18 protein-coding genes are annotated in these 21,192 nt (G+C 66.1%); 8 read left to right on the top strand and 10 right to left on the bottom strand.

Translation table 11 applies throughout. The features are described 5' to 3' along the window. Positions 1 to 63 precede the first annotated feature (63 nt). Together ASG92_RS18740 and ASG92_RS18735 are read left to right on the top strand one after the other, a co-directional pair. A complete protein-coding gene (locus tag ASG92_RS18740) occupies positions 64 to 1,911 on the top strand; it encodes an IucA/IucC family siderophore biosynthesis protein (protein ID WP_056631587.1) in 1,848 nt (615 codons plus the stop codon). Positions 1,912 to 2,015: 104 nt separating this feature from the next. Beyond that, positions 2,016 to 2,813, top strand: coding sequence for an SDR family oxidoreductase (locus ASG92_RS18735; protein WP_056631586.1), 798 nt, complete (start codon positions 2,016 to 2,018; stop codon positions 2,811 to 2,813). On the opposite strand, the gene ASG92_RS18730 is transcribed toward ASG92_RS18735, so the two are convergent. After that, positions 2,758 to 3,837 (bottom strand): FUSC family protein, encoded by a 1,080-nt coding sequence (locus ASG92_RS18730; RefSeq protein WP_056631584.1) that lies wholly within the window; start codon positions 3,835 to 3,837, stop codon positions 2,758 to 2,760. The genes ASG92_RS18735 and ASG92_RS18730 overlap by 56 nt on opposite strands. A gap of 205 nt (positions 3,838 to 4,042) precedes the next feature. Next, positions 4,043 to 5,638 (bottom strand): MFS transporter, encoded by a 1,596-nt coding sequence (locus tag ASG92_RS18725; RefSeq protein ID WP_056631582.1) that lies wholly within the window; start codon positions 5,636 to 5,638, stop codon positions 4,043 to 4,045. Positions 5,639 to 6,081: 443 nt separating this feature from the next. Between ASG92_RS18725 and ASG92_RS18720 the strand changes: the two genes are divergently transcribed. Then, positions 6,082 to 6,588 (top strand): DUF2231 domain-containing protein, encoded by a 507-nt coding sequence (locus tag ASG92_RS18720; protein WP_056632204.1) that lies wholly within the window; start codon positions 6,082 to 6,084, stop codon positions 6,586 to 6,588. Between the two features lie 320 nt (positions 6,589 to 6,908). Next, on the top strand, positions 6,909 to 7,169 hold the full coding sequence (locus ASG92_RS18715; RefSeq protein WP_056631579.1) for a hypothetical protein: 261 nt from the start codon (positions 6,909 to 6,911) through the stop codon (positions 7,167 to 7,169). A gap of 76 nt (positions 7,170 to 7,245) precedes the next feature. Here ASG92_RS18715 and ASG92_RS18710 read toward each other — a convergent pair whose 3' ends face one another. After that, positions 7,246 to 9,936 carry an ATP-dependent DNA ligase gene (locus ASG92_RS18710; protein ID WP_056631573.1) on the bottom strand — a complete coding sequence of 897 codons (2,691 nt, stop codon included), beginning with the start codon at positions 9,934 to 9,936 and terminating at the stop codon, positions 7,246 to 7,248. 40 nt (positions 9,937 to 9,976) lie between these two features. Here ASG92_RS18710 and ASG92_RS18705 point away from each other — a divergent pair, with 40 nt between their 5' ends. Further along, positions 9,977 to 10,999 carry a Ku protein gene (locus ASG92_RS18705; protein WP_056631572.1) on the top strand — a complete coding sequence of 341 codons (1,023 nt, stop codon included), beginning with the start codon at positions 9,977 to 9,979 and terminating at the stop codon, positions 10,997 to 10,999. 41 nt (positions 11,000 to 11,040) lie between these two features. Here ASG92_RS18705 and ASG92_RS18700 read toward each other — a convergent pair whose 3' ends face one another. From ASG92_RS18700 to ASG92_RS18670, 7 genes are all read right to left on the bottom strand, one after another. After that, entirely contained in the window at positions 11,041 to 11,307 is a 267-nt protein-coding gene (locus ASG92_RS18700) for a Rho termination factor N-terminal domain-containing protein (RefSeq protein WP_056631569.1), read from the bottom strand. Between the two features lie 24 nt (positions 11,308 to 11,331). Further along, positions 11,332 to 11,811 carry an SRPBCC family protein gene (locus ASG92_RS18695; protein ID WP_056631566.1) on the bottom strand — a complete coding sequence of 160 codons (480 nt, stop codon included), beginning with the start codon at positions 11,809 to 11,811 and terminating at the stop codon, positions 11,332 to 11,334. A 202-nt stretch (positions 11,812 to 12,013) separates the two neighbouring features. Then, positions 12,014 to 12,292 carry an HPr family phosphocarrier protein gene (locus ASG92_RS18690; RefSeq protein ID WP_056631563.1) on the bottom strand — a complete coding sequence of 93 codons (279 nt, stop codon included), beginning with the start codon at positions 12,290 to 12,292 and terminating at the stop codon, positions 12,014 to 12,016. Positions 12,293 to 12,349: 57 nt separating this feature from the next. After that, positions 12,350 to 14,401 (bottom strand): fructose-specific PTS transporter subunit EIIC, encoded by a 2,052-nt coding sequence (locus tag ASG92_RS18685; RefSeq protein WP_056631561.1) that lies wholly within the window; start codon positions 14,399 to 14,401, stop codon positions 12,350 to 12,352. Positions 14,402 to 14,403: 2 nt separating this feature from the next. Further along, positions 14,404 to 15,402: a hexose kinase gene (locus ASG92_RS18680; protein WP_056631558.1), complete on the bottom strand. Its 999-nt coding sequence runs from the start codon at positions 15,400 to 15,402 to the stop codon at positions 14,404 to 14,406. Beyond that, entirely contained in the window at positions 15,399 to 16,208 is an 810-nt protein-coding gene (locus tag ASG92_RS18675; protein WP_056631555.1) for a DeoR/GlpR family DNA-binding transcription regulator, read from the bottom strand. Before ASG92_RS18675 ends, ASG92_RS18680 begins: the two co-directional genes overlap by 4 nt. A gap of 298 nt (positions 16,209 to 16,506) precedes the next feature. Beyond that, on the bottom strand, positions 16,507 to 16,764 hold the full coding sequence (locus ASG92_RS18670) for a DUF6458 family protein (RefSeq protein ID WP_056631550.1): 258 nt from the start codon (positions 16,762 to 16,764) through the stop codon (positions 16,507 to 16,509). A gap of 170 nt (positions 16,765 to 16,934) precedes the next feature. Between ASG92_RS18670 and ASG92_RS18665 the strand changes: the two genes are divergently transcribed. The 3 genes from ASG92_RS18665 (at position 16,935) to ASG92_RS18655 (ending at position 21,156) form a co-directional block, all read left to right on the top strand. Then, the gene (locus ASG92_RS18665; protein ID WP_056631547.1) at positions 16,935 to 17,552 is read left to right on the top strand and encodes a phospholipase; all 618 of its coding nucleotides are present in this window, start codon (positions 16,935 to 16,937) and stop codon (positions 17,550 to 17,552) included. A 401-nt stretch (positions 17,553 to 17,953) separates the two neighbouring features. After that, complete coding sequence (locus tag ASG92_RS18660) at positions 17,954 to 18,700, top strand: HAD-IA family hydrolase (RefSeq protein ID WP_056631542.1); 747 nt, start codon at positions 17,954 to 17,956, stop codon at positions 18,698 to 18,700. An 86-nt stretch (positions 18,701 to 18,786) separates the two neighbouring features. Continuing rightward, positions 18,787 to 21,156, top strand: coding sequence for a glycosyl hydrolase family 65 protein (locus ASG92_RS18655; protein ID WP_056631541.1), 2,370 nt, complete (start codon positions 18,787 to 18,789; stop codon positions 21,154 to 21,156). Positions 21,157 to 21,192 lie beyond the last annotated feature (36 nt).

Below are 21,192 nucleotides of genomic sequence, written 5' to 3'. Positions count from 1 at the left end.
AGACCACTCCACCACTGACCACTCCACCACCGACCACTCCACCACCGGACAGGAAGCCTCACTGTGACCATCATCGAACTCGAATCTGAACTATCGCGTGGACAATTCATCGCCCATCTCCAGCCCGAACTGTGGGACCGGGCCAACCGGCACCTGGTCCGCAAGGCGCTCGCCGAGTTCTCCCACGAGCGGATCCTGGCACCTGAGATGATCACGGCATCTGCGGCGCCGGCGCTCACGGCCTACCGGGTCCTGAGCGACGACGGCAGCGTGGAGTACTCCTTCGCCGCGCGGGTGCTGGACCTGGACCACTGGTCCATCGACGCCGCCTCCATCCGCTGCATCCGGAACGGAGCGGAGTCCGCCCCTGATGCGCTCAGTTTCATCAGTGAGTTCCGGAACATGCTGGGAATCCGGGAAGAGATGCTTCCCGTGTACCTCGAGGAAATCAGCAGCACGCTGTCCAGCCACGCCTTCAAGCAATGGAAGGGGCAGGCGACTGCCAGGCAACTCGCGGCCGGCGTCACGGGAGGGGCGGATCCTGCAGCCGACTTCCAGGCGATCGAGCGGAGCATGACCGAAGGCCACCCGTGCTTCGTGGCAAATAACGGCCGTCTCGGCTTTGGCATCACCGATTACCAGGCGTTCGCACCGGAGTCAGGCGCGCCCGTGCAGCTGGAATGGATTGCCGTGCACCGCAGCAGGGCTGTGTTCAGCTCCGGCGAGGGGCTGGACTACCAGAGCCACCTGGAGGCCGAACTGGGGGAGGCCGGACTCGCGAACTTCGAGGCCGGGATCCGGGCGAAGGGGCTTGACCCGGCGCAGTACTTCCTCATGCCGGTCCACCCCTGGCAGTGGGAAAACAAGATCACCGTGACCTTCGCTGCCGAGATAGCCCGGAAGCACATCGTGCACTTGGGCACGGGAGCGGATACCTACCAGGCGCAGCAGTCCATCAGGACGTTTTTTAACACAGACGATCCACGAAAGAGCTACGTCAAGACCGCCCTGTCCGTCCTCAACATGGGTTTCATGCGGGGGCTATCCCCGCAGTACATGAAGGCCACGCCGGCCATCAACGACTGGCTGAGCGGGCTCATCGCCCGGGACAGCACCCTCCAGCGCAGCGGGTTCGCCATGATCAGTGAGACGGCGGCCATCGGCTACCACAACGGCCGCTACGAGGCAGGATCCGCCAAGGACTCGCCCTACCGGAAAATGCTGTCGGCCCTGTGGCGGGAGAGTCCCCTGCCGCTGCTCAGGGACGGCCAGCAACTGGCCACCATGGCGTCGCTGCTGCACGTGGACGCCCTTGGCAAGCCGATGGTCTCTGCCCTCATGGAGCAGTCGGGGCTGGCGCCCGCCGAGTGGCTGCGCCGCTACTTCGACGCCTACCTCGTTCCCCTGGTGCACTGTGTCTACCGGTATGAGCTCGCCTTCATGCCGCACGGCGAGAACGTGATCCTGGTGCTCGAAGACGGCGTTCCGGTCCGGGCCATCATGAAAGACATCGCCGAGGAAATCGTGGTGATGGGGGACCGCCTGGACCTGCCGGATGCCGTGGCACGGATCCGGGCCGACATCCCCGATGGCGACAAGGTCCTCGCGATTTTCACCGACGTGTTCGACTGCATTTTCCGTTTCCTCAACGCGCTGCTGGTGGAGGACGGGAAGCTCAGCGGGGACGACTTCTGGGGGCCGGCCGCTGCGGCAATCCGGGATTACCAGCTGCGGCATCCCGAGCTCGAGGACCAGTTTGCCCGCCACGACCTGTTCGCCCCGGACTTCGAACTGTCCTGCCTCAACCGGCTGCAGCTGCGCAACAACCAGCAGATGCTGGACCTCACGGACCCGTCGGGCGGCCTGCAGAAGGCCGGACGGCTCAAGAATCCGCTGGCCAGGTTCGCCTGATCTCGGCATGATCTCCGGTCCTGTTCGGCGTCATGCCAACAGTCATGCCCTGCGTACTGCCAAGAGCCCTGCCTCCGGCGCGGCCGCGAAGCTAGGCTGTTGGCATGACACCGAACACCACCCACCCCACAGCCCTTGTCACCGGTGCCACCGCCGGCCTCGGGGCTGAATTCGCCCGCCAGCTCGCCGAACAGGGCCACAACCTCGTGCTGGTGGCACGCGACGAGGCACGCCTTCAGGCAACTGCAGAGGAACTCCAGCGGCGGTACGGAGCCACGGCCGAGGTGCTGTCCGCGGACCTGACGGACGACGCCGGTGTGTTCGCCGTCGTCGCGCGCCTGTCCGACGCATCGCGTCCGGTGGACGTGCTGGTGAACAATGCCGGGATCGGGCTGTTGCTCAACTTTGACGAAAACAGCATCGAGGACGAGAAGAAGCACCTGAAACTGCACGTGGAAACCGCCATGGTGCTCAGCCACGCTGCCCTGCAGGGGATGCTGAAACGCGGCTCCGGCCGGATCATCAATGTGGCCAGCGTGGCGGCGTTCCTTCCCCGCGGCTCGTACTCCGCGGCCAAGGCGTGGCTGCTCAGCTTCAGCCGGTGGGCCAACCTCGCTTACGCGGACCGGGGCGTCAAGGTCACAGCGGTCTGCCCCGGTTTTGTCCACACGGAGTTCCACGACCGGATGGGGATGGACATATCGGTCGTCCCGCGCTGGACCTGGCTGCGTCCGGGCCGCGTGGTCCGGGAAGGGCTGGCGGACAACGCGCGGGGGAAGGCGGTCTCGATTCCCACCAAGCGCTACAAGGTGCTTGCCGCGGCCGCCCGGATCCTGCCGGACCGGTTCATGGCCGGCCCGCCGCGGAGGCCGAAGGAACAGGACTCCGGCGCGAACGGATGAACACCACCACGAGGATGCCGGTCACCGCACCCACAACTGTTTCAATGCCGCGTTCGGCAATGAGCACGTGGGGGTCGGCCGGCGCAGCCAGCTGCGTCATCAGGAGAATGACGGGCGTGAAGGAGATCATCGCCAGCCCATAGTGCCGGGCCATGAACAGCTCGGTGGTGAATTGGAAGACCATCACCAGAACGGCAAGGACGGCGGCCTCGGCTCCCGGGAAAAATTGCAAGGGGGCCGACGGGCCCGGCAGGAGCACGACGGCGACGACCACCAGTCCGAGCAGCGTCCCCGTGATGCGGTGAATGCCGCGGTGGACGCTGCTGGGCAGGTCGGCGCCTGCAAGGGGAACCGCGGCGGCGGCCATTGCCCAGTGCGAGTGGCCGCTGCCTGTGATGACGCCGATGGTCCCGGCGGCGCCCACCGCCACCGTGTAGCGAGCGGCGTGGATGATGGCCTGGCGCCGGAGCCGTCCACGCAGCCGGACAGTTTCCCGCACCGCCCCGGTGTTCCAGGCGCGGCGCCGCACCCAGCCGCCAAAGCCCACAAGAAGGGAAAAGCCCGCAGATCCAGCGCTAATGAGCAGCGCAACGTACCACGGAACAACCGTGGGGACGGAGGCGCAGGCACCGAGGGCAAGGATGCCGAAGAAGGGGCCGTTGGGTTTGAGCCGCACCTTGTCGGAGTAGATCGAGCCCGCGCCGGCCAGTAATGCCTCTATGCCCACGAGCCACCAGGAATGGAGCTGATTGACGGAGAGGAATACGCCTACCCCCACGCCGGACAGCAGGACCAGCGCGGCCTGCAGCTGGTGCCTCAGCCGCAGCTGGTGCGGCTCGGACCGCCCGTACATGCCGGTCAGTGCGCCGAATACGGCGTAGATGATCAGCTCGGGCCTCCCGCTCAGAAGCAGGAGGAGGGACGGAACCGCCACGCTGATGGCCACGCGAATGGCGGAGAGATGGTCGTTGTTGGCCGGTCCCAGGCTGTGCAGGATCCTGACATGGCGCAGAACGGACCGCACGGAAAAACCACCTATCACTCAGCCGGCCGCTCTCGGGGAGAACCGCCATGGGAAAAATAGCACAGCGCCGGGCAGCACAGCACAGGGCAGCACAACAGAGGGCAACACAACGCCGGGCAGAGCGAAGGCCTGCCCGGCGTGCTTCCCCCGCGGGAGGGCACGCCGGGCAGGCCTTCGTCAGTGCGGACGCGGGGCTGTTATCGCATTAGGCCCTGGCAGGGACCTTTTCGAGTTCGGCGTCCAGTTCGGCGTCCAGGTCCAGGTCCTCGAACGGCAGTTCGTCGAGATCAATCAGCGGGTTCTCATCCTGCGTGGCTACGAGCTCCCGGGCTTCCGCCTGGGTGTCCACGCTGGGCATGGAACCCGGCAGGGGACGGTTGGCCGATTCCTTCAGGAAGTAGATGGCCACGGCGCCGATGGCCGAAGTGGCCATGAGGTAGTACGCAGGCATCATGTCGTTGCCCGTCGCCGTGATCAGTGCTGCCACGATGAACGGCGTGGTTCCGCCGAAGATTGCCACCGAGAAGTTGTAGGCGATGCCCATGGCACCGTAACGGCTGGCAGTCGGGAACTGTGCCGGCAGGGCCGAGGCCAGGTTCGCCACGTAGAACGTGACGGGAAAGGCAACGAGGGCCAGTCCGGCCAGTGTCGACCAGACGCCGCCGATGCCGATCAGCAGGAACGCAGGGGTAGCCAGCACGACGGTGCTCACTGCACCGATCCACAGGACCGGGCGGCGGCCGATGCGGTCGGAGAGCTTTCCGGTCAGCGGAATGCACAGGCTCATGATGACCAGCACGGGGATGGTCAGCAGCGTGCCGTGAACCGGATCGTAGCCCTTGGACTCAGTGAGGTACGTCGGCATGTAGGACGTCAGGGCGTAGCCGGCGGTGTTCGCGGCGGCAACCAGGATCATGGCTACGATGAGCGAACGCCAGTAGGCCTTCACAATGCCCACCGGGCCCTTGGACGCGGCGGCATCTGAGGCAGTGGCGTCCTTGGCGAGGTCTTCCTGGGCATCCAGTGTGGCCTGGAACTGCGGGGATTCCTCAATCTTGCTACGGAAGTAGACCGCGATCAGGCCGAGCGGTCCGGCAACCAGGAACGGGATCCTCCAGCCCCACTCCTCCATGGCGCCCTGACCCAGGGTCAGCTGCAGCACGGAGACGAGGGCGGCGCCGAGGGCGAAGCCGAGGTAGCTGCCCATGTCCAGGAAGCTGGCGAAGAAGCCGCGGCGCTTGTCCGGGGCGTATTCGCTCACAAAGGTGGTGGCACCGGCGTACTCGCCGCCGGTGGAGAAACCCTGGACCAGCTTGAGCAGCACCAGCAGGGCCGCTGCCCACATTCCGATCTGCGCATAGCCGGGCAGTAGGCCGACGGCGAAAGTACTCGCGGCCATCAGCATCAGCGTGGCGGCGAGGACCTTCTGGCGGCCGATCTTGTCGCCGAGCCAGCCGAAGATGACTCCGCCCAGGGGTCGGGCGATAAAGGTGGCGGCGAAGGTTCCGAGGAGGAACAGGGTCTGCACGGACTTATCGGCCTCAGGCAGGAACACCGGTCCCATGGTGGTGATCAGGTAGCCGAACACGCCGACGTCGTACCACTCCATGGTGTTGCCGACGATCGTGCCGCCGAGCGCCTTTTTAAGCATTGGCTGGTCTACGACGTTGACGTCGGACTCCTTGAGCCGGCGACGTGCGAGTAGCTTCGGTTTTTTCACACCCGGGGGTGCAATATTGTTGGTTCCGCTGGCGTTCATAACGCCTGCTGAAGAGTCGGTCGTGCTTCGGTCTGTGGGCATTTGGGCGACTCCTGTGGAGGTCATTTGCTTGCGACTTGTAGCTGCCCCGCTCCGGGCAGGCCTTCGATTTTACGCGATTTCCATGGAAATCGAGAGTTTCGTGCCGTATGATCACCCGTTCAGCGCCCCAGCCGGGCAATAAATCATATTTATTTTGACCGATCTGACCGCGTAATCCTGCGGAAAGCAGGGGCGGAGGGGATCGTTACCAAACCTTTTTCTGGAAGAGGCCGTTTCAGGCCTGTTTTTCGGGGTAAACGTCGTGTTCGCCGCCTGCTGACAGCCCCTTGGCGGACGCCGTCTGGGCCCGCGATTGAAGCCTCGATTGAACCGCTCGATTGAACCGTTCGACGCCGGCGCTCGTCTGAGTGGGTATGCCCGGTAATCCGGTACCGCGGGACAAAGATTTCAGGGATCGATAATTCCAGACAGGGGTGTTCGGCATGGACTATGAGGTCACCGGCCTGCCAATGCACGTGTTGCTCGTCCACGCCACCGTGGTCTTTGTCCCGCTGGCGGCCTTTTGCGTGGTGCTCAGCGTCGTCTGGCCCGCCGCCAGGCGGCGACTGGGGATCGTCACGCCACTGGTGGCGCTCCTGGCGCTTGTCCTGGTGCCGGTGACCGTTGCGGCGGGCGCCTGGCTGCTGGAGCGCGTCGATTCAACGCCCCGGATCACGGCGCACATGCAGCTGGGCGGGACGCTGTTGTCCTGGGTTGTGGGCGTATTCATCGTGGCCCTGGTGCAGTGGCTGTGGTTCCGGTACGGCGCAACGCAGGCGGACGGGCTGCGGAGAAGGCTCGGAACCGCCGGTTCCCGCGTAGTGGGCGCGATCGCCGTCGTCCTGGTCCTTGTACTGTGCGGCGGAACGGTGTTCACCGTGGTGCAGATCGGGGAGTCGGGATCCAGGGCTGTCTGGGAGGGATCCTTCCGCAGCAGCGCCGAAGATTGAGTGGCCGAAGGAGGGTTCCCGGTTGGCCTGTTTCTGCCTATGGTGGAGCCATGGGAACACTGATCTTTGAGTAATGGGCCGGCATGGCAGCCATCGGTTCCCGCCGAGGCAGGCCGTGCCCCGCCTTCCGCATTCGACCACAAATGCCGCGTCCCGTTGAGGCTGTGCCTCCGCGTTGCCCCGTGTTGCTGGACGCAGATGCCGGCCAGTTGAAGCAGCCTGAGAACGGGCGCCAGATCGCTTCTGATTCCAGCAGACAGGCCGGAATTACAACCCTATATTGGGTGAACACTTCATTTCATCGCGGAAAGGAAGAACAAATGGCTGACAAGAATAAGGGAAGCACCATCAAGCCGGACGTGGCAGCACACCTGGCGGAATCCATGGACAGGCCGCCGCTGCCCACCCCGGAAACCATGGCCGTCACCGCTGCCATGGGCGGAAGCCGGCAGTGGCCGGACGGCAACGGTAAGCGCCGCCACCCCAAGGACCGCGGCTCAAGCCACGGCCGCGCGGGCCAGGAGGCAGCCGTGACTGCAGTCCACCGGACCGGCCGCCCGCAGATGCCGCACTCGTCGTAGTCCGGCCTGAGGATGCTCATATGGCCTGGGGACAACCGAATTCGGGAGTCCCCAGGCCATATGCGCGTCACGGGGCTCAGCGCTGGGATTCGGCGACGACGTCCTCCGGCTCTTTGTCCAGCCGCCAGCCGCGCCACACGGGATGCCTGAGTTTTCCGCTGCCGGTCCACTCGCCGAAGGTCACCTCGCCCACCAGTGCGGGACTGACCCAATGGGCATCGGCTGCGTCGGCGGCCGGCACGTCATCGAACGGTGAGGTCTTGCGCGCCAGCCCGTCCATCGTTTGCCGCAGTTCCTTGAGTTCGCGCATGCTGAAACCGCTGCCCACGCGCCCCACATACCGCAGTGTCTTGCCGTCCGGTATGCCCAGCAGCAGCGAGCCCACGGTGTCGGCCCGTTCGCCCTTTCCGGGGCGCCAGCCGCCCACCACCACCTCCTGGGTCTGCTCGATCTTGAGCTTGATCCAGGACCGGCTCCGCTGGCCGCTGACGTAGCGGCTGTCCGTGCGCTTGGCCATCACGCCCTCAAGGCCAAGTTCACGCGCGCTGTCCAGGATGTGTTCCACACGGTCGTCCAGCGTTTCGGACAGTTCCACGGGGCAGTCCGAGGGGCTATAAAAATCGGCGAGGAGTTCCCGCCGTTCCTTGAGGGGGAGCCTGCGCAAGTCACGTCCGGCGTCGGCCAGCAGGTCGAAGAGCATGAGCCGCACGGGGATGGCTGCGCGGGCCCTCCGCACGTCGCCCGGCTTGGTCAGTTTCATCCTTCCCTGCAGGACGCCGAAGTCGGGCCTGCCGGCGGGCCCGACGGCGATGATCTCACCGTCGGCGATGAAGTCCTGCGGCGGCCAGCAGCTCCTGTCGGTCAGTTCGGGGTAACTGGCGGACATGTCGTTCCCGTTGCGGCTGAGCAGCCGGACTTTCCCGCTGTCCGCCACCACCAGGGCCCTGATCCCGTCCCACTTTAGTTCGAACAGCCAGTCGCTGCCGTGGAGATCCGCCGGCGTCCCGGCCGTTGCCAGCATCGGGACGGGGTCCTCGATGACGGTACTTCCGCCGCTGCCGGCGGACGCGGCGTGGGGTGCATGGTCCTGGGTAGCTTCGTCATGCGGCCCCCCGTCATGCGGCTCGTCATCCTGAGCCGCCGACGGCGGGGCGCTGCGCTTGCCTCGGACTCCGTGAGGCTTGTCCATCAGGTGGATGAGCCACTGAGACTGCTCGCCCTGGCCCTGCCCGGTATGGATCAGGGCGAACTTCCTGGTCCCGCCCAGCCCGCCGCCTTCCCGGCCCGTCAGCGTGGCAATGACTTCCCTGCCGTTGACCCACTTTTCCAGTTCGTAGGTGCCTTTGTCCCAGACGCTCACGGTGCCGGCCCCGTACTGGCCCTTGGGGATGGTGCCCTCGAACTCGGCGTAGTCCATGGGGTGGTCCTCGGTCTGGACCGCCAGGTGGTTCTTGGATCCCGTCTCCGGCACGCCTTTGGGCAGGGCCCAGGACACCAGGACGCCCTCGTGCTCGAGCCGGAAGTCGAAGTGGAGGCGGCTGGCATGATGCTCCTGGATCACGAAGACCTCCTTCACGTCCGTCTCCCCGGCGCCGGCCTGCTGGTCGGCCCTGTCCTCGCGGGAACTGTCCCCGTCTTCGCCACGGGACCTGGCGCCACGGTGCTTCTCGGCCGTAAACGGCTCCGGCGTCTCGCCCTGGTCGCGCAGGGACCGGTACCTGTCGAGCCGCGGATCCTCGTGGCCGCCGCTCCGGCGGGCGCCGCCGTCGGACTCTTCGCCGTGGCTACCGGCCGCGGAGGTTCCGGCACTGAGTTGGACGGAAGCGTGGCTTCCGCCGCTGCCTGCCGGGCCGTGCGGGGCGGCGCCTGCGTGTCCGCTGCTCTCGTCAACGACGGCGAAGGGGTCCTTGCCTGCCGCGACGCGGCGCATGACCTCCTCGTAATCCAGTTGCCGGAGGGATGCAGAGCTCAGCTCCCGCCAGGTCCGCGGCGCGGCCACGGTGGGGGTCAGCCGGCCGCGGAGCGAATACGGGACGATGGTGGTCTTGGCGGCGTTGTTCTGGCTCCAGTCCACCAGCACCTTGCCCGTTCTCAGCGTCTTCTTCATGTCGCTGACGGCAAGGCCAGGGTGGTCGGCCTCAAGGGCCCGGGCCAGTTCGTGCGCGAAATCGGAAATCTGGTCCGAGGTCTGCGTGCCCTCCAGACCGGCGTACAGGTGGATGCCCTTGCTGCCGCTCGTGACCGGAACCGGATCCAGTCCCACGTCCTTCAGGATGGCCCGCGCCAGCCTGGCCACCTCCGCGCATTCCGGGAGGCCGGCGCCCTCGCCGGGATCCAGGTCCAGGACGATCCGGTCCGGCGGCAGGGCATTGCCGTGCGAGTCCACGCGCCACTGCGGGACATGGATCTCCAGCGAGGCGATCTGCGCCAGCCAGGTCAGCGTGGCGGGGTCATTGACCAGCGGATAGTAGTTGGTGCTGGTCTTGTGGGTGATCGCGGCACGGGGAACCCAGCCCGGGGTGGAATTGTCCAGGTTCTTTTGGAAGAACACCTGGCCCGGCTCTTCGGCCGTCCCCACGCCATGGACCCACCGCTTGCGCGTCGCCGGCCGGTTGGCGGCCGCCGGAATCAGCACCGGCGCCACGGCAGCGTAGTAGGCGAGGACATCCGCCTTGGTGGTGCCCGTGGCAGGGTAGAGCACCTTGTCCAGATTGGTCAGTGTCAGTTCCCGGCTGCCCACCCGGACGCGCTCCCTACCGCCGGCCACGGGTCTTCACCTCCGGCGCAGTGTGATGTTCACTTGTCTCATGAGAGCCATCTGGAAAGGCGCCATTGCGTTCGGGCTGGTCAACGTCCCGGTAAAGGTCTACAGCGCCACCGAGGACCACGACATCAGCCTCCACCAGGTCCACAACGCCGACGGCGGCCGGATCCGCTACCAGCGCCGCTGCGAGGTCTGCAGCACGATTGTGGACTATGCGGACATCGACAAGGCCTACGAGGACGACGGCCGGACGGTGGTCCTTTCCCGCGAGGAGCTCAAGTCCATTCCGGCGGAGAACAGCCACGAGATCGAAGTGGTGCAGTTCGTGCCGGCGGAACAGCTCGATCCCATCATGTTCGAGAAGAGCTACTACCTGGAGCCGGATTCGAAGTCGCCCAAGGCCTACATGCTGCTGCGCCGGGCGCTCGAGGACACGGAACGCGTGGCGATCGTGCAGTTTGCGCTGCGGGACAAGACCCGCCTGGGGGCGCTGCGGATCCGCGACGACGTCCTGATGCTGCAGGCCTTGCTGTGGGCGGACGAGGTGCGTGAGGCAGGTTTTCCCGCCCTGGAAACCTCGGTCCGCATCTCCGCCCAGGAACGTGAAATGTCCGCCGCGCTGGTGGAGTCCATGGCTTCCGACTTCGAGCCGGAGCAGTTCACGGACGATTACCAGGCCCAGCTCCGCCAGCTCATCGAGGCCAAACTGGAAAAGGGCGATTCCCTGGACACCGAAGAGACGTTCGGGGCGGCGGCCGCCGAGTCCGGCAACGGCGAGGTGATCGACCTCATGGAGGCCCTCAAGCGCAGCCTGGACCGGAAACGGGGAGCGGCCGGTGGAGGGGACTCCGACGGGCAGGCCAAGCCCGCGGCAAAGACGGCAAGCAGGAGTGCGGCCGGCAGGAGCGGTGCCGCGAAAACCGACGCAGCCAAGGCAGACGCAGCCAAGGAAGGAAGCGCGGCCAAGACTCCCGCTAAGACCGGTACGGCGAAGGCCGGAAGCGCCGCGAAGACGGCTGCCGCCAGCAAGACTACGGCCGCGAAGACAGCGCGGAAGGGCGCCTGAGGAGGCGGGCACCCTGCCACGCGTTCTCATGGGAACTCCGCTCAGGAATTTCTGAGCGCTGAGATGAGTTCGCTCTTCCTCTTGTCCGAGTAGCCTTTGAGGCCGATTTCCTTGGCCCTGGCCTTCAGCCGGGCCACGGACCAGTCGTCGTAGTCACCGGACTTGCCGCCCTTGCGGCCAACTTCGGACCGGCCCTTCTTGGCTGCCGCGTTGGAGATGCGCGCTGCCTTCTGCTTCGAGGCCCCGTCCTCACGGAGCTCTTCGTACAGTTCGGGATCTTTCAAGCTGGGGTTCTTTTTCTCAGGCATGGCTACCTCCGGCTTCTGATTGGGTTAGTGGGCGTCAGGGGCGTCGACCTCACCGTGGTGCACGGCAGAGCGCCAGGCGCCCGTTTCGATGCCGCGCGACTCGATGAATTCCTTGAAGCGCAGCAGGTCGGAGGAGACCTGCTGTTCGTCCACATGTGCGGCGGCGCCGGTCCTCTCCACCAGCCCCTCCGGCTCCCATTTGAGTTCCACGTTTACCCGGCAAAGGTCCCGGCCCAGGTTTTCGAACGTGACCCTGCCGGCATGGCGGGGTTTGTCCTTGCTCACCCATGCAATGCACTGGTCAGGCGATTGCTCGAGGACCTGGGCGTCGAATTCGCGTTTGATGCCCGCCACTCTGATGCGGAAATGGAGCGAGGTCTCGTCGATCTGCTCGACGGATTCGACGCCCTTCATGAACTGCGGGAACGATTCGAACTGCGTCCACTGGTTGTAGGCCGTGCTGACGGGAACTTCGACTGCGATGCTTTCCTGCAAAATTGCCACTCTGTCATCCTCCTTCAGCCCGGGTCTCCGGGGCGGTATCGAACGGCGGGGCCACAAATCCAACCATCCAAATCCAAGCTAGTGGTGCCCCGGACCAAACACAAGAAACTACTAAGTTTGCTTACTTAAACAGCAATGGCCGGTTGCCTCCGCAGCTCCCTGACGGGTGCTGCGGAGGAAACCGGCCGTGAACTGGCTGGGCCTATTCGGCGTCGTGGTCCGTTTCCAGGATCTGGACCAGGCGTTCGAGGGCGGCGTCGGCGCCTTCACCGTCGGCCCGGAGCACCACAACGTCGCCGTGCGATGCGCCAAGGCTCATGAGGGACAGGATGCTGGCGGCGTCCATGGCTTCGTCGGCAGGCTCCCCTTCGCGGGCGATGGTGATGTCGAGGTCAAACTCGCCGGCTGCCTCGGCGAAGATGGCTGCCGGGCGGGCGTGCAGGCCTACTCGGCTGGCGACGGTTGCGGTACGTTCGGACATTTCTGCTCCTTGCAATTGCAGTGTGGGGGATTGTGGTGCTGGTGATCAGCGGGGTGGTCAGACTGTTACGGGCACGCTCTCCACCGTATCAACGGCCTTCCTGGCAGCCCAGCGCTTGAGGGCAATTACCGCCAGCGCGGTAACCACGGTGCCCACGAGGATGGAGACGACGAACATGATGAAGTTGTCGATGGCGAAGAAGACGAAGATGCCGCCGTGCGGGGCCTTTGAGCCCACTCCGGAAGCCATCGAGATGGCGCCGGTTACTGCGCCGCCCAGCATGCTGGCCGGGATGACGCGCAGCGGATCCGCGGCGGCGAAGGGAATGGCGCCTTCCGAGATGAACGACGCTCCGAGCAGCCAGGCTGCCTTGCCGTTTTCGCGTTCGGCGAGGCTGAAGCGCTTCTTGTCGAGGACTGTGGACGCCAACGCCATGGCCAGCGGGGGCACCATGCCTGCTGCCATGACCGCCGCCATGATTTGCCAGGGAGCCTGGTTGTTCAGCGAGGCGGCCCCGAGGCCGGCGACGGCAAAGGAGTACGCAACCTTGTTGACGGGGCCACCGAGGTCGAAGCACATCATGAGGCCCAGGATGATGCCGAGGACGATTGCGCTGGCACCGGTCAAGCCGGACAGCCAGGCGTTCAGGCCCTTGGTGATGCCCACGATCGGACCACCCAGAATGAGGAACATCAGGCCGGAGGCAACGATTGAAGCGAGCAGCGGGATGATCACTACCGGCATCAGGCCGCGCAGCCAGCGTGCCACGTTTATCCTGCCGATGGAGTGGGCGACATAACCGGCCAGCAGGCCGCCGACGATTCCGCCGAGGAAGCCTGCGCCCATGAATCCGGCGACCGCGCCGGCGACGAAGCCGGGCGCGATGCCCGGGCGGTCAGCGATCGCGTAGGCAATGTAGCCTGCGAGGGCGGGAACGAGGAAGCCCAGTGAGAGCGCGCCGATCTTGAAGAGGACGGCGCCGAGGTATGCGCCCAGCGGACCCCACGCCTGGTCCGGGAATTGCGTGGGCAGGTTGAAGATGCTGTTCTCCACGACGATCTTGTCGGCGAACTGCGTGATCAGGTACCCGCCCATCAGGAAGCCAAGGGCGATCAGCAGACCGCCGCCGGCCACGAACGGAATCATGTAGCTGACGCCAGTGAGGAGCGCCTTCTTCAGTTTCTGGCCGATGTGCTCGCCCTTTTCGGCGGCTTCTGCCTCGGCCTGCTCCTCTGCGCCGAAGTGCGGAACACGGCGGGCGTGCGGGTTGTCTGCCGCCGCCAGTGCTTCCTGGACCATCTTGGCGGGTTCATCGATGCCGCGCTTGACGGGGGCGTTGATAACGGGTTTGCCGGCGAACCGCTCCTTGCCGCGCACGTCCACGTCCACCGCGAAAATTACGGCGTCGGCAGCGGCGATCACGGCCGGGTCGAGAGGCTTGGCGCCGGAGGACCCCTGGGTCTCGACCTGCAGGTCCACGCCCACTTCCTTGGCGGCGGCCACGAGGGAGTCGGCCGCCATGTAGGTGTGTGCGATGCCGGTGGGGCAGGCCGTGACGGCAACCAGCCGCTTGGGGCCGCCCTTTGCCGCGGTGGCGCCGGCGGCTGCGCCGGCTCCGGTGCTTTCCGCGGGGGCGGCCGCTACTGCGGGTGCCGGCTTGTCCGCGAGGGCGTCTTCCACGAGTTCGACGATTTCTTCCCTGGACGTGGCGGCGCGCAGGGCCCCGGTGAAGTCCTTCTTGATCAGGGAGCGGGCCAGCTTGGACAGCAGCTTGAGGTGCTCCTGGTCCGCACCCGACGGCGCTGCGATGAAGAAGATGAGGTCGGCGGGACCGTCCTTCGCGCCGAAATCGACCGGCTGGGACAGCCGTGCCATGGCGAGGGTCGGTTCGGTCACCGCTTCCGAGCGGCAGTGCGGGATGGCGATGCCGCCGGGCACGCCGGTGGCGGTCTTCTGCTCACGGGCGAAGGCATCGGTGAAGAGGCCTTCGACTTCGCTCGCGCGTCCGGTGGCGGCAACCCTGCCTGCCAGATGCCGGATCACGTCCTCGGGCGAATTGCCCAGGTTCTGGTCGAGCTCGACCAGGTCGGTGGTGATGAGCTGAGTCACTGTCAATCCTTCCGGAGGGCCGTGATGGTAACGGCTTCGGGGGTGGTTTGGTGGACTGCCGGGACTGTGGAGCCCGGCAGGGAAGCGGCTGCGGCACCATGGGCCACAGCTTGACGGAGGCAGTCAGCCGGGGCGGCGCCCTGGCTGGCGGCGAGCAGATATCCGGCCAGCGACGAATCGCCCGCGCCGACCGTGCTGACCGCGGTGACCGGCGGATGCGTGGCCAGCCACGCGCCGTCGGCCGTTACAAGGACAGCGCCCTTCGAACCGAGCGTTGCCAACACGGCCCCCACACCGGAACGCACGACGGCGGCAGCGGCCGCCGCGGCGGCCTCCGGATCCGCTTCGAGTTCCTCAGCCGTGCTCACCGAGGCGAAACCTGCTGCGGCGGCGAGTTCCGCAAGCTCCTCGGCATTGGGTTTGAGCAGATCCGGTTTCCCGGACACTGTTCCTGACGCTTCGCCCGCGATCGCCGCGGCGAGCGGGGCCCCGGAGGAATCGACGGCGATTTGCGGAACGCTGGTGCCGGAGCCGGGGGAGCGGAGCCTCCGCGTGACGGTGGCGTAGAAATCGGCCGGAACCCCGGGCGGCAGGGAACCTGCGAGGACCACCCAGCTGGCGCCTTGCGAGCGCTCCAGGAGGAGGTCGATGAGAGCCTCCTGCGCCTCTTCGCTGAGGACCGGTCCAGGCTCGTTGATCTTGGTGGTGACGCCCCCGGGCTCGGTGAGCGCCACATTGGTGCGCAGCGGCTCATGGATGGGCAGCGCCGCGAAAGGCACCTTGGCATCCCGCAGGCCCGCAAGGACGGGATCTGACTCTCCGCCCGGAAGTACAGCCAGGGTCTCCAGCCCGGACGCCACGAGGGCGCGGGAGACATTGACGCCTTTGCCGCCGGGTTCCTGGCGGACGGAGACTGCGCGCTGCACCTCGCCGCGTTCAAGGGGGCCAGGCAGCGCCACCGTCCGGTCAAGGCTGGGATTTGCGGTGAGGGTGACAATCATGCGATCACCACCTCGACGCCGGCCTCGGCGAGGGCGGCCGCTAGTTCGGAACTGGGTTTGCGGTCAGTGATCACGGTGTCCAGATCTTTCAAGGAGGCGAACTGGACGAGCGTTTCCGCGTCCAGCTTGGACGAGTCGGCCAGCACCACGATGCGGCGGGCCGAGTGGACGAAGGCAGCCTTGACGGCGGCTTCTTCAGGATCGGGAGTGCTGAGGCCGAAGCTCGCGTGGATGCCGTTGGTTCCCACGAAGGCGATGTCCGGCCGGAGCTTGTGCGCTGCGTCCACGGTCGCCTGCCCGACGGCCGCCTGGGTGAGTCCCCGCACCCGGCCGCCGAGGACCTCCAGGGCTATTCCGGGTGTGCTGGCAAGTTTCGCGGCGATGGGAATGGCGTGCGTGATGACCACCAGTTCCCTTTCGCCGTCCGCACCCTGGGAGCCGGTTCCGCCGGCACTGCGGCGGGCGAGGAGGTCCGCCAGGACCTCGGTGGTGGAGCCGGCGTCCAGGAGGATGCTGCCGGACGGGCCCTGCGGAAGGAACTTGAGGGCGGCCTCGGCGATGCGGAGTTTCTGGGCCTGTCGCTGGATGGTCCGCTCGAGGATGCTTTCCTCGGTGGTGCTGAAGCGGTCAGCGGAGACCGCCCCGCCATGCACGCGGCGCAGCGTGCCTGCGGATTCGAGGGCGGCAAGGTCGCGGCGGACGGTTTCGGTGGTGATCCGGAAGCGCTCGGCGAGATCGGTGACGCTGGCGCGGCCGCTGGCTGCCACGAGCCCGGCGATCTGCTGCTGACGCTCCTCAGCGAACACATACCCTCCATTGCGTAAGTCCTGCACTGCGTAACTACTGCAAACCGATCCGTCACTGCCTGGGCAGTGATTGCCGGTCAGAGATTGCCTGATCCGTGACTGTGGTCACATGATCTGCAATTACTTGACTTTATCTTCGTTCATGTTGGTTTGTCAATGAAAAACAACATGAAACCAAAATGCCGGGCCGGACCCGGAGGTCTGGCCCGGCAGTCCGGTGTTGATCTGGGGGTCCACGGCCGGCCGGTCGGCCGTTCCGCGGCGCGGTGTTCCTCCTGCGCGACCCTGGAGTCCGCCGTCAGAGTCCGCCGTCACGGCTTTCGTTGCGGGTGATCCGCTCGCCGGGGTTGGGGTCCACTACCGAGCGCGTTTCGCTGATGCGGCGGCTCCGTCCGGGGGACGCCAGGATGAGGGAGGCGATCAGCCCGATCACGCCCACCGCCATGAGGATGTAGCCGATCAGCGTCTGGTCGACATTCGGGATGAGCCCCGGGGTGATGGCCCAGGCCAGGATGGCGCCGATGGCGATCAGGAAGATGGCTGAACCGATTCTCATGGCTTGCTCCTTGCGTTCGCGGACTTCCCGCAACTTGGTAAGTACGGCCTGTCATGCGTCAATTGCTAAGCATGCTGTCAAGCGTCAGGCTACATCGCGGTAACCCCTGTTTCAATCATCTGCGCAGGTCAGCCCGGGATCGATCCGTGCTGACTCGCTAGGCTGTTCCGATGGAGACAGTCGTTTGGTCAAAGCCGGAAAATGAGCGCGCCGGCACGCCGCTGCTGGTCATGATGCACGGCTACGGTACGGACGAGTCCCGGATGGTGAATCTGTTCGGCCACCTCCCGTCCGAATTCACGTGCGCCGCGCTGCGCGCGCCCATGCCGGTCGCTGACGGCTACGGGTGGTTCCTGCTGGACTACTTCCTGGCGAACGATTTTGCCGACGTCATCGCGGCCGCCAACTCGGTCTTTTCCTGGATCGATTCGGTCAAAGGGGCGCACAGCAGCGTGAGCCTGCTGGGGTATTCGCAGGGCATGGCGATGGCGAGCACGCTGCTGCGGCTGCGGCCGCGGGGCTTTCCCGCCGTCGTCGGGCTTTCCGGTTTTGTCCTGGACAACGATCTGCTGGCGCTCAGCGAATCCTTTGACGTCCCGCCGCCGTTTTTCTGGGGCAGGGACAAGGCCGATCTGGTCATCAACGAGGACGCCACCGCCTACACCGCGGAGTGGCTGGATGCCCATACCCGGCTGACCGCGCGGACATATCCCGGCATGGGCCATGCGATGTCGAAGGCGGAGATGGTGGACGTCGGCGCGTTCCTCCGCCACTACGTCCTGAACTGAGCCAAATGGCGAAACGCGGGGCGGTAAAAACAGTTGCCGGGTAAATTGCAAGCGCTTACACTCGTCTTCGGCCGGGAACGCCGGCCCACGACGAGAGCGTTTGAAAGGGCCGGGCTGCGCGATGCCTGTTTTAAGGAATGCCCCCTATGTTGCCCTGACGCTTCAGTCCCGTCATTATGGAATGAGACGTTTCTCAGAGCGTCCGCGCGTGTATGCCACCTGAACGCCACAAAGCCCGTCACTGAAGCCGGGCTGGCCCATCGGAGCCGGCGAACGGTCGAGGCACCGCGCCACTAGCGGCAAGAGCCGCAGAATCAGCTCCCACGGTCACCGGCGACCAACCCTTTCCGCATGGTCCCCAACCACTGCTGTCCGCAATCCGAAAGGACACCGCACCAGGCATGACCGATCTTCCCAACCCCAGTCCCGTCAGCACACCGAACAGCTGGACGGGTGCTTCCGCCGTCCTCTTCGACCTTGACGGCGTGCTCACACCCACCGCGGTGGTCCATGAGCGTGCCTGGCAGGAGCTCTTCGACGGCTACCTCGAGTCCCAGCCCGGCAAGGCCGGCTACCGCGAGAGCGACTACTTCGACCACATTGACGGCAAGCCGAGGTTCGACGGCGTCCGGGACTTCCTGACATCGCGCGGCATCACGCTTCCCGAGGGTCCCACCGACGACAATCCGGACCACGCCACCGTTCAGGGCCTCGGCAACCGGAAAAACAAGATCTTCAACGACATCGTCAGTGCCGGCGTGGAGCCGTACACGGGATCGGTGCGCTTCCTCGAAGCCGCGCTGGCGCGCGGACTGAAGGTCGCCGTCGTGTCCTCCTCGCGCAACGCCCCGTCGGTGCTGCGCGCAGCCGGGCTGGACGTCCACTTCGCGGTGGTTGTTGACGGCGTCGTGGCCGCTGCCGAAGGCCTTCCCGGCAAGCCCAGCCCGGCGACCTACGACTATGCCGCCCGGCTCCTGGACCTGCCCAGCGAAGAGTGCGTCGTCGTCGAGGATGCCGTTTCCGGCGTGCAGGCAGGAAACGCCGGCAGCTTCCATTCGGTGATCGGCGTGGACCGGGGCGCAGGACGCCAGACGCTGCTGGATGCCGGCGCCACGCTCGTGGTCAACGATCTTGACGAACTCCTCTAGCCCCACTGTCCTAGCCAAGCAGCGCAGAACCGCCCGCCAGGTCCCCAACCCTGGCCGCACCTCCGACCGCCTAAGGAACGCCACTCATGGCACTCATTACTGCTGACCGCGTCCGCTTCCCCAACGATCCCTGGAAGCTCGTGGAGACCAGCCACGCCCCCGGCAACGCCGGCACGCTCGAAACGCTCTTTGCCCTTGGCAACGGACATCTCGGCATCAGAGGCTCCCATTGGGCAGCCGCAGATGCTGAGCTTCCGGGCAGCTTCATCAACGGATTCCACGAGATCTGGGACATCAAGCACGCGGAAAATGCCTTCGGCTTCGCCCGCACCGGGCAGCGGATCCTCTACATCCCGGACGCCAACAACTTCACGGTGATCGTCGACGGCGAAACGCTCACTCTCGCTGAATCGAACGTGCTGGACTACCGCCGGTCCACGGATTTCGCCACCGGAATCTACGAGTGCCGCATCGTGTGGCAGTGCCGGTCAGGTGCCACGGTCACCACGGTGGAACGCCGCGCCGTAGGGTTCGAGTCGCGCGGCAGCCTCGGCATTTCCCTGGAGCTTTCCACGGACCGCGCCGTCTCCGCGGACGTGACCTCGTCCGTGATCAACCGGCAGGACCAGCCCGTGGACGACCACTCCGCGCATGATCCCCGCCGGGCAGGCCGGCACGCCGGCCGCGTCCTGCTTCCCCTCAGGATCGACGGCGGCGACGGCTCGCTCCGGCTGTCCTGGGAGGCGGCGGAATCCAAGCAGCGCGTGGGGGTTGCCGTGGACCACTGGACGTCCGCGGGGCACCAGCCCTTCGACACGATCGTGGACCAGGACGACAGCAGCGTCCGCTATGTGCTGGCCGTTGGCGCGGATGAGCCGTTCCGGCTCGAGAAGAGCGTCAGCTACGCCGTGGCCCGGGGTGCGCTCGCCGGCGTGCCGGGAGCTGCCGACGCCCAGGCCGGGCTGGACCCTGCCGAGGCGGCCGAGGCGGGCCTGAAGCCGGTGCGCGAGGTCTTTGCCGAAAGCGAAGCCCATTACCGCGACTACTGGTCCACCGCGGACATCCAGATGGGCGGCCAGCCCGAGCTGCAGCAGGCCATCCGCTGGAACCTCTTCCAGCTGGCACAGGCCACGGCCCGCGCCGGAGTTGCGGGCATCCCCGCCAAGGGCGTGAGCGGCTCGGGCTACGAAGGGCACTACTTCTGGGACCAGGAGGTCTACCTCCTGCCGTACCTGACCTACACCAACCCCGCCGGCGCCCGCCAGGTCCTGGAATTCCGCCACGAGATGCTGCCGGACGCCAAGATTCGGGCCAAGGAACTCAGCGTGGACGGCGCGCTGTTCCCCTGGCGGACCATCAACGGGCTGGAGGCCAGTGCCTACTACGCAGCCGGCACGGCGCAGTTCCACATTGCCGCGGCCATCGCCTTCGCCGCCAACCGGTATGTCTGGGCGAGCGGCGACTCCGAGTTCCGCGGCGGCATGGGCGCGGACCTGCTCATCGAGACCGCCCGGATGTGGGTGTCCCTCGGATTCTTCGGCAAGGACGGACTCTTCCACATCCACGGCGTGACCGGACCGGATGAGTACACGGCCGTGGTGAACGACAACCTCTACACCAACGTCATGGCCCGGTTTAACCTGCGGGCCGCGGCCGCGCTGGACCACCCGGAAATCGACGACGCCGAGCGGCAGCTGTGGGAAGCCGCCGCGGCCCGGATCCAGCTGCCGTTCGATGAGCGCTTCCAGGTGTACTCGCAGGATAACGACTTCATGACCCTGGAGCCGTGGGACTGGACAACGCCCCGCTCCAAGTACCCGCTGCTGCTGAACTTCCACCCGCTGGTGATCTACCGGCACCAGGTGCTCAAGCAGGCCGACACGGTGCTGGCCATGTTCCTGCAGTGGCAGGAATTCACCGCCGAGGAGAAGCGCCGCGCCTTCGATTTCTACGATCCCATCACCACCGGCGACTCAACGCTGTCCGCGTGCGTCCAGGGGATCATGGCCGCCGAAGTGGGATACCGCAAGGCGGCCCTGGAACACTTCACGAACGCCGTGTTCATCGACCTGGACGACTCCCACGGCAACACGATCGACGGCGTGCACATCGCTTCGACCGGCGGCGTGTGGAGCTCGCTGGTCTGCGGCTTCGCCGGGCTCCGGGACCAGGGTGCTGTGCCCTACTTCGACCCGCGGCTTCCCGAGGAATGGGACAGCCTATCCTTCCACCTGAAGCTCCAGGGGCGGCTGCTCCTCGTGGACCTGGATCCGGCCGCCATCACGCTGAGCGTCCTCGACGGCGAAATGCTGGAGGTCGACGTTCGGGGCGAAGTCTGGTCCGTCGGCGCCGATCCCGTCCGGGTGGCGTTGGACCCCGTTGAGGTTCCTGAACCGTCGATCTTCCCGAGCGGGCCGCCGACGGCGAGCCTCCCCGTGGTGCGCGCCCGCGCCTAGCCGTTCACGTAACGCCGCTGATGGCCGGTTACCCGT

The organism is Arthrobacter sp. Soil736 (genome assembly GCF_001428005.1).
Lineage (GTDB): Bacteria > Actinomycetota > Actinomycetes > Actinomycetales > Micrococcaceae > Arthrobacter.
Note: the sequence above shows the minus strand (reverse complement) of the source record. Positions and strands in the feature narration are given on the sequence as shown.

What these genes read in the sequence shown, in the direction of transcription:
- ASG92_RS18665 (WP_056631547.1), top strand. Translation starts at nt 16,935, where the DNA reads ATGGAGACAGTCGTTTGGTCAAAGCCGGAAAATGAGCGCGCCGGCACG.
- ASG92_RS18735 (WP_056631586.1), top strand. Translation starts at nt 2,016, where the DNA reads ATGACACCGAACACCACCCACCCCACAGCCCTTGTCACCGGTGCCACC.
- ASG92_RS18715 (WP_056631579.1), top strand. Translation starts at nt 6,909, where the DNA reads ATGGCTGACAAGAATAAGGGAAGCACCATCAAGCCGGACGTGGCAGCA.
- ASG92_RS18700 (WP_056631569.1), bottom strand. Translation starts at nt 11,307, where the DNA reads ATGCCTGAGAAAAAGAACCCCAGCTTGAAAGATCCCGAACTGTACGAA.
- ASG92_RS18660 (WP_056631542.1), top strand. Translation starts at nt 17,954, where the DNA reads ATGACCGATCTTCCCAACCCCAGTCCCGTCAGCACACCGAACAGCTGG.
- ASG92_RS18705 (WP_056631572.1), top strand. Translation starts at nt 9,977, where the DNA reads ATGAGAGCCATCTGGAAAGGCGCCATTGCGTTCGGGCTGGTCAACGTC.
- ASG92_RS18655 (WP_056631541.1), top strand. Translation starts at nt 18,787, where the DNA reads ATGGCACTCATTACTGCTGACCGCGTCCGCTTCCCCAACGATCCCTGG.
- ASG92_RS18720 (WP_056632204.1), top strand. Translation starts at nt 6,082, where the DNA reads ATGGACTATGAGGTCACCGGCCTGCCAATGCACGTGTTGCTCGTCCAC.
- ASG92_RS18690 (WP_056631563.1), bottom strand. Translation starts at nt 12,292, where the DNA reads ATGTCCGAACGTACCGCAACCGTCGCCAGCCGAGTAGGCCTGCACGCC.
- ASG92_RS18670 (WP_056631550.1), bottom strand. Translation starts at nt 16,764, where the DNA reads ATGAGAATCGGTTCAGCCATCTTCCTGATCGCCATCGGCGCCATCCTG.
- ASG92_RS18680 (WP_056631558.1), bottom strand. Translation starts at nt 15,402, where the DNA reads ATGATTGTCACCCTCACCGCAAATCCCAGCCTTGACCGGACGGTGGCG.
- ASG92_RS18725 (WP_056631582.1), bottom strand. Translation starts at nt 5,638, where the DNA reads ATGCCCACAGACCGAAGCACGACCGACTCTTCAGCAGGCGTTATGAAC.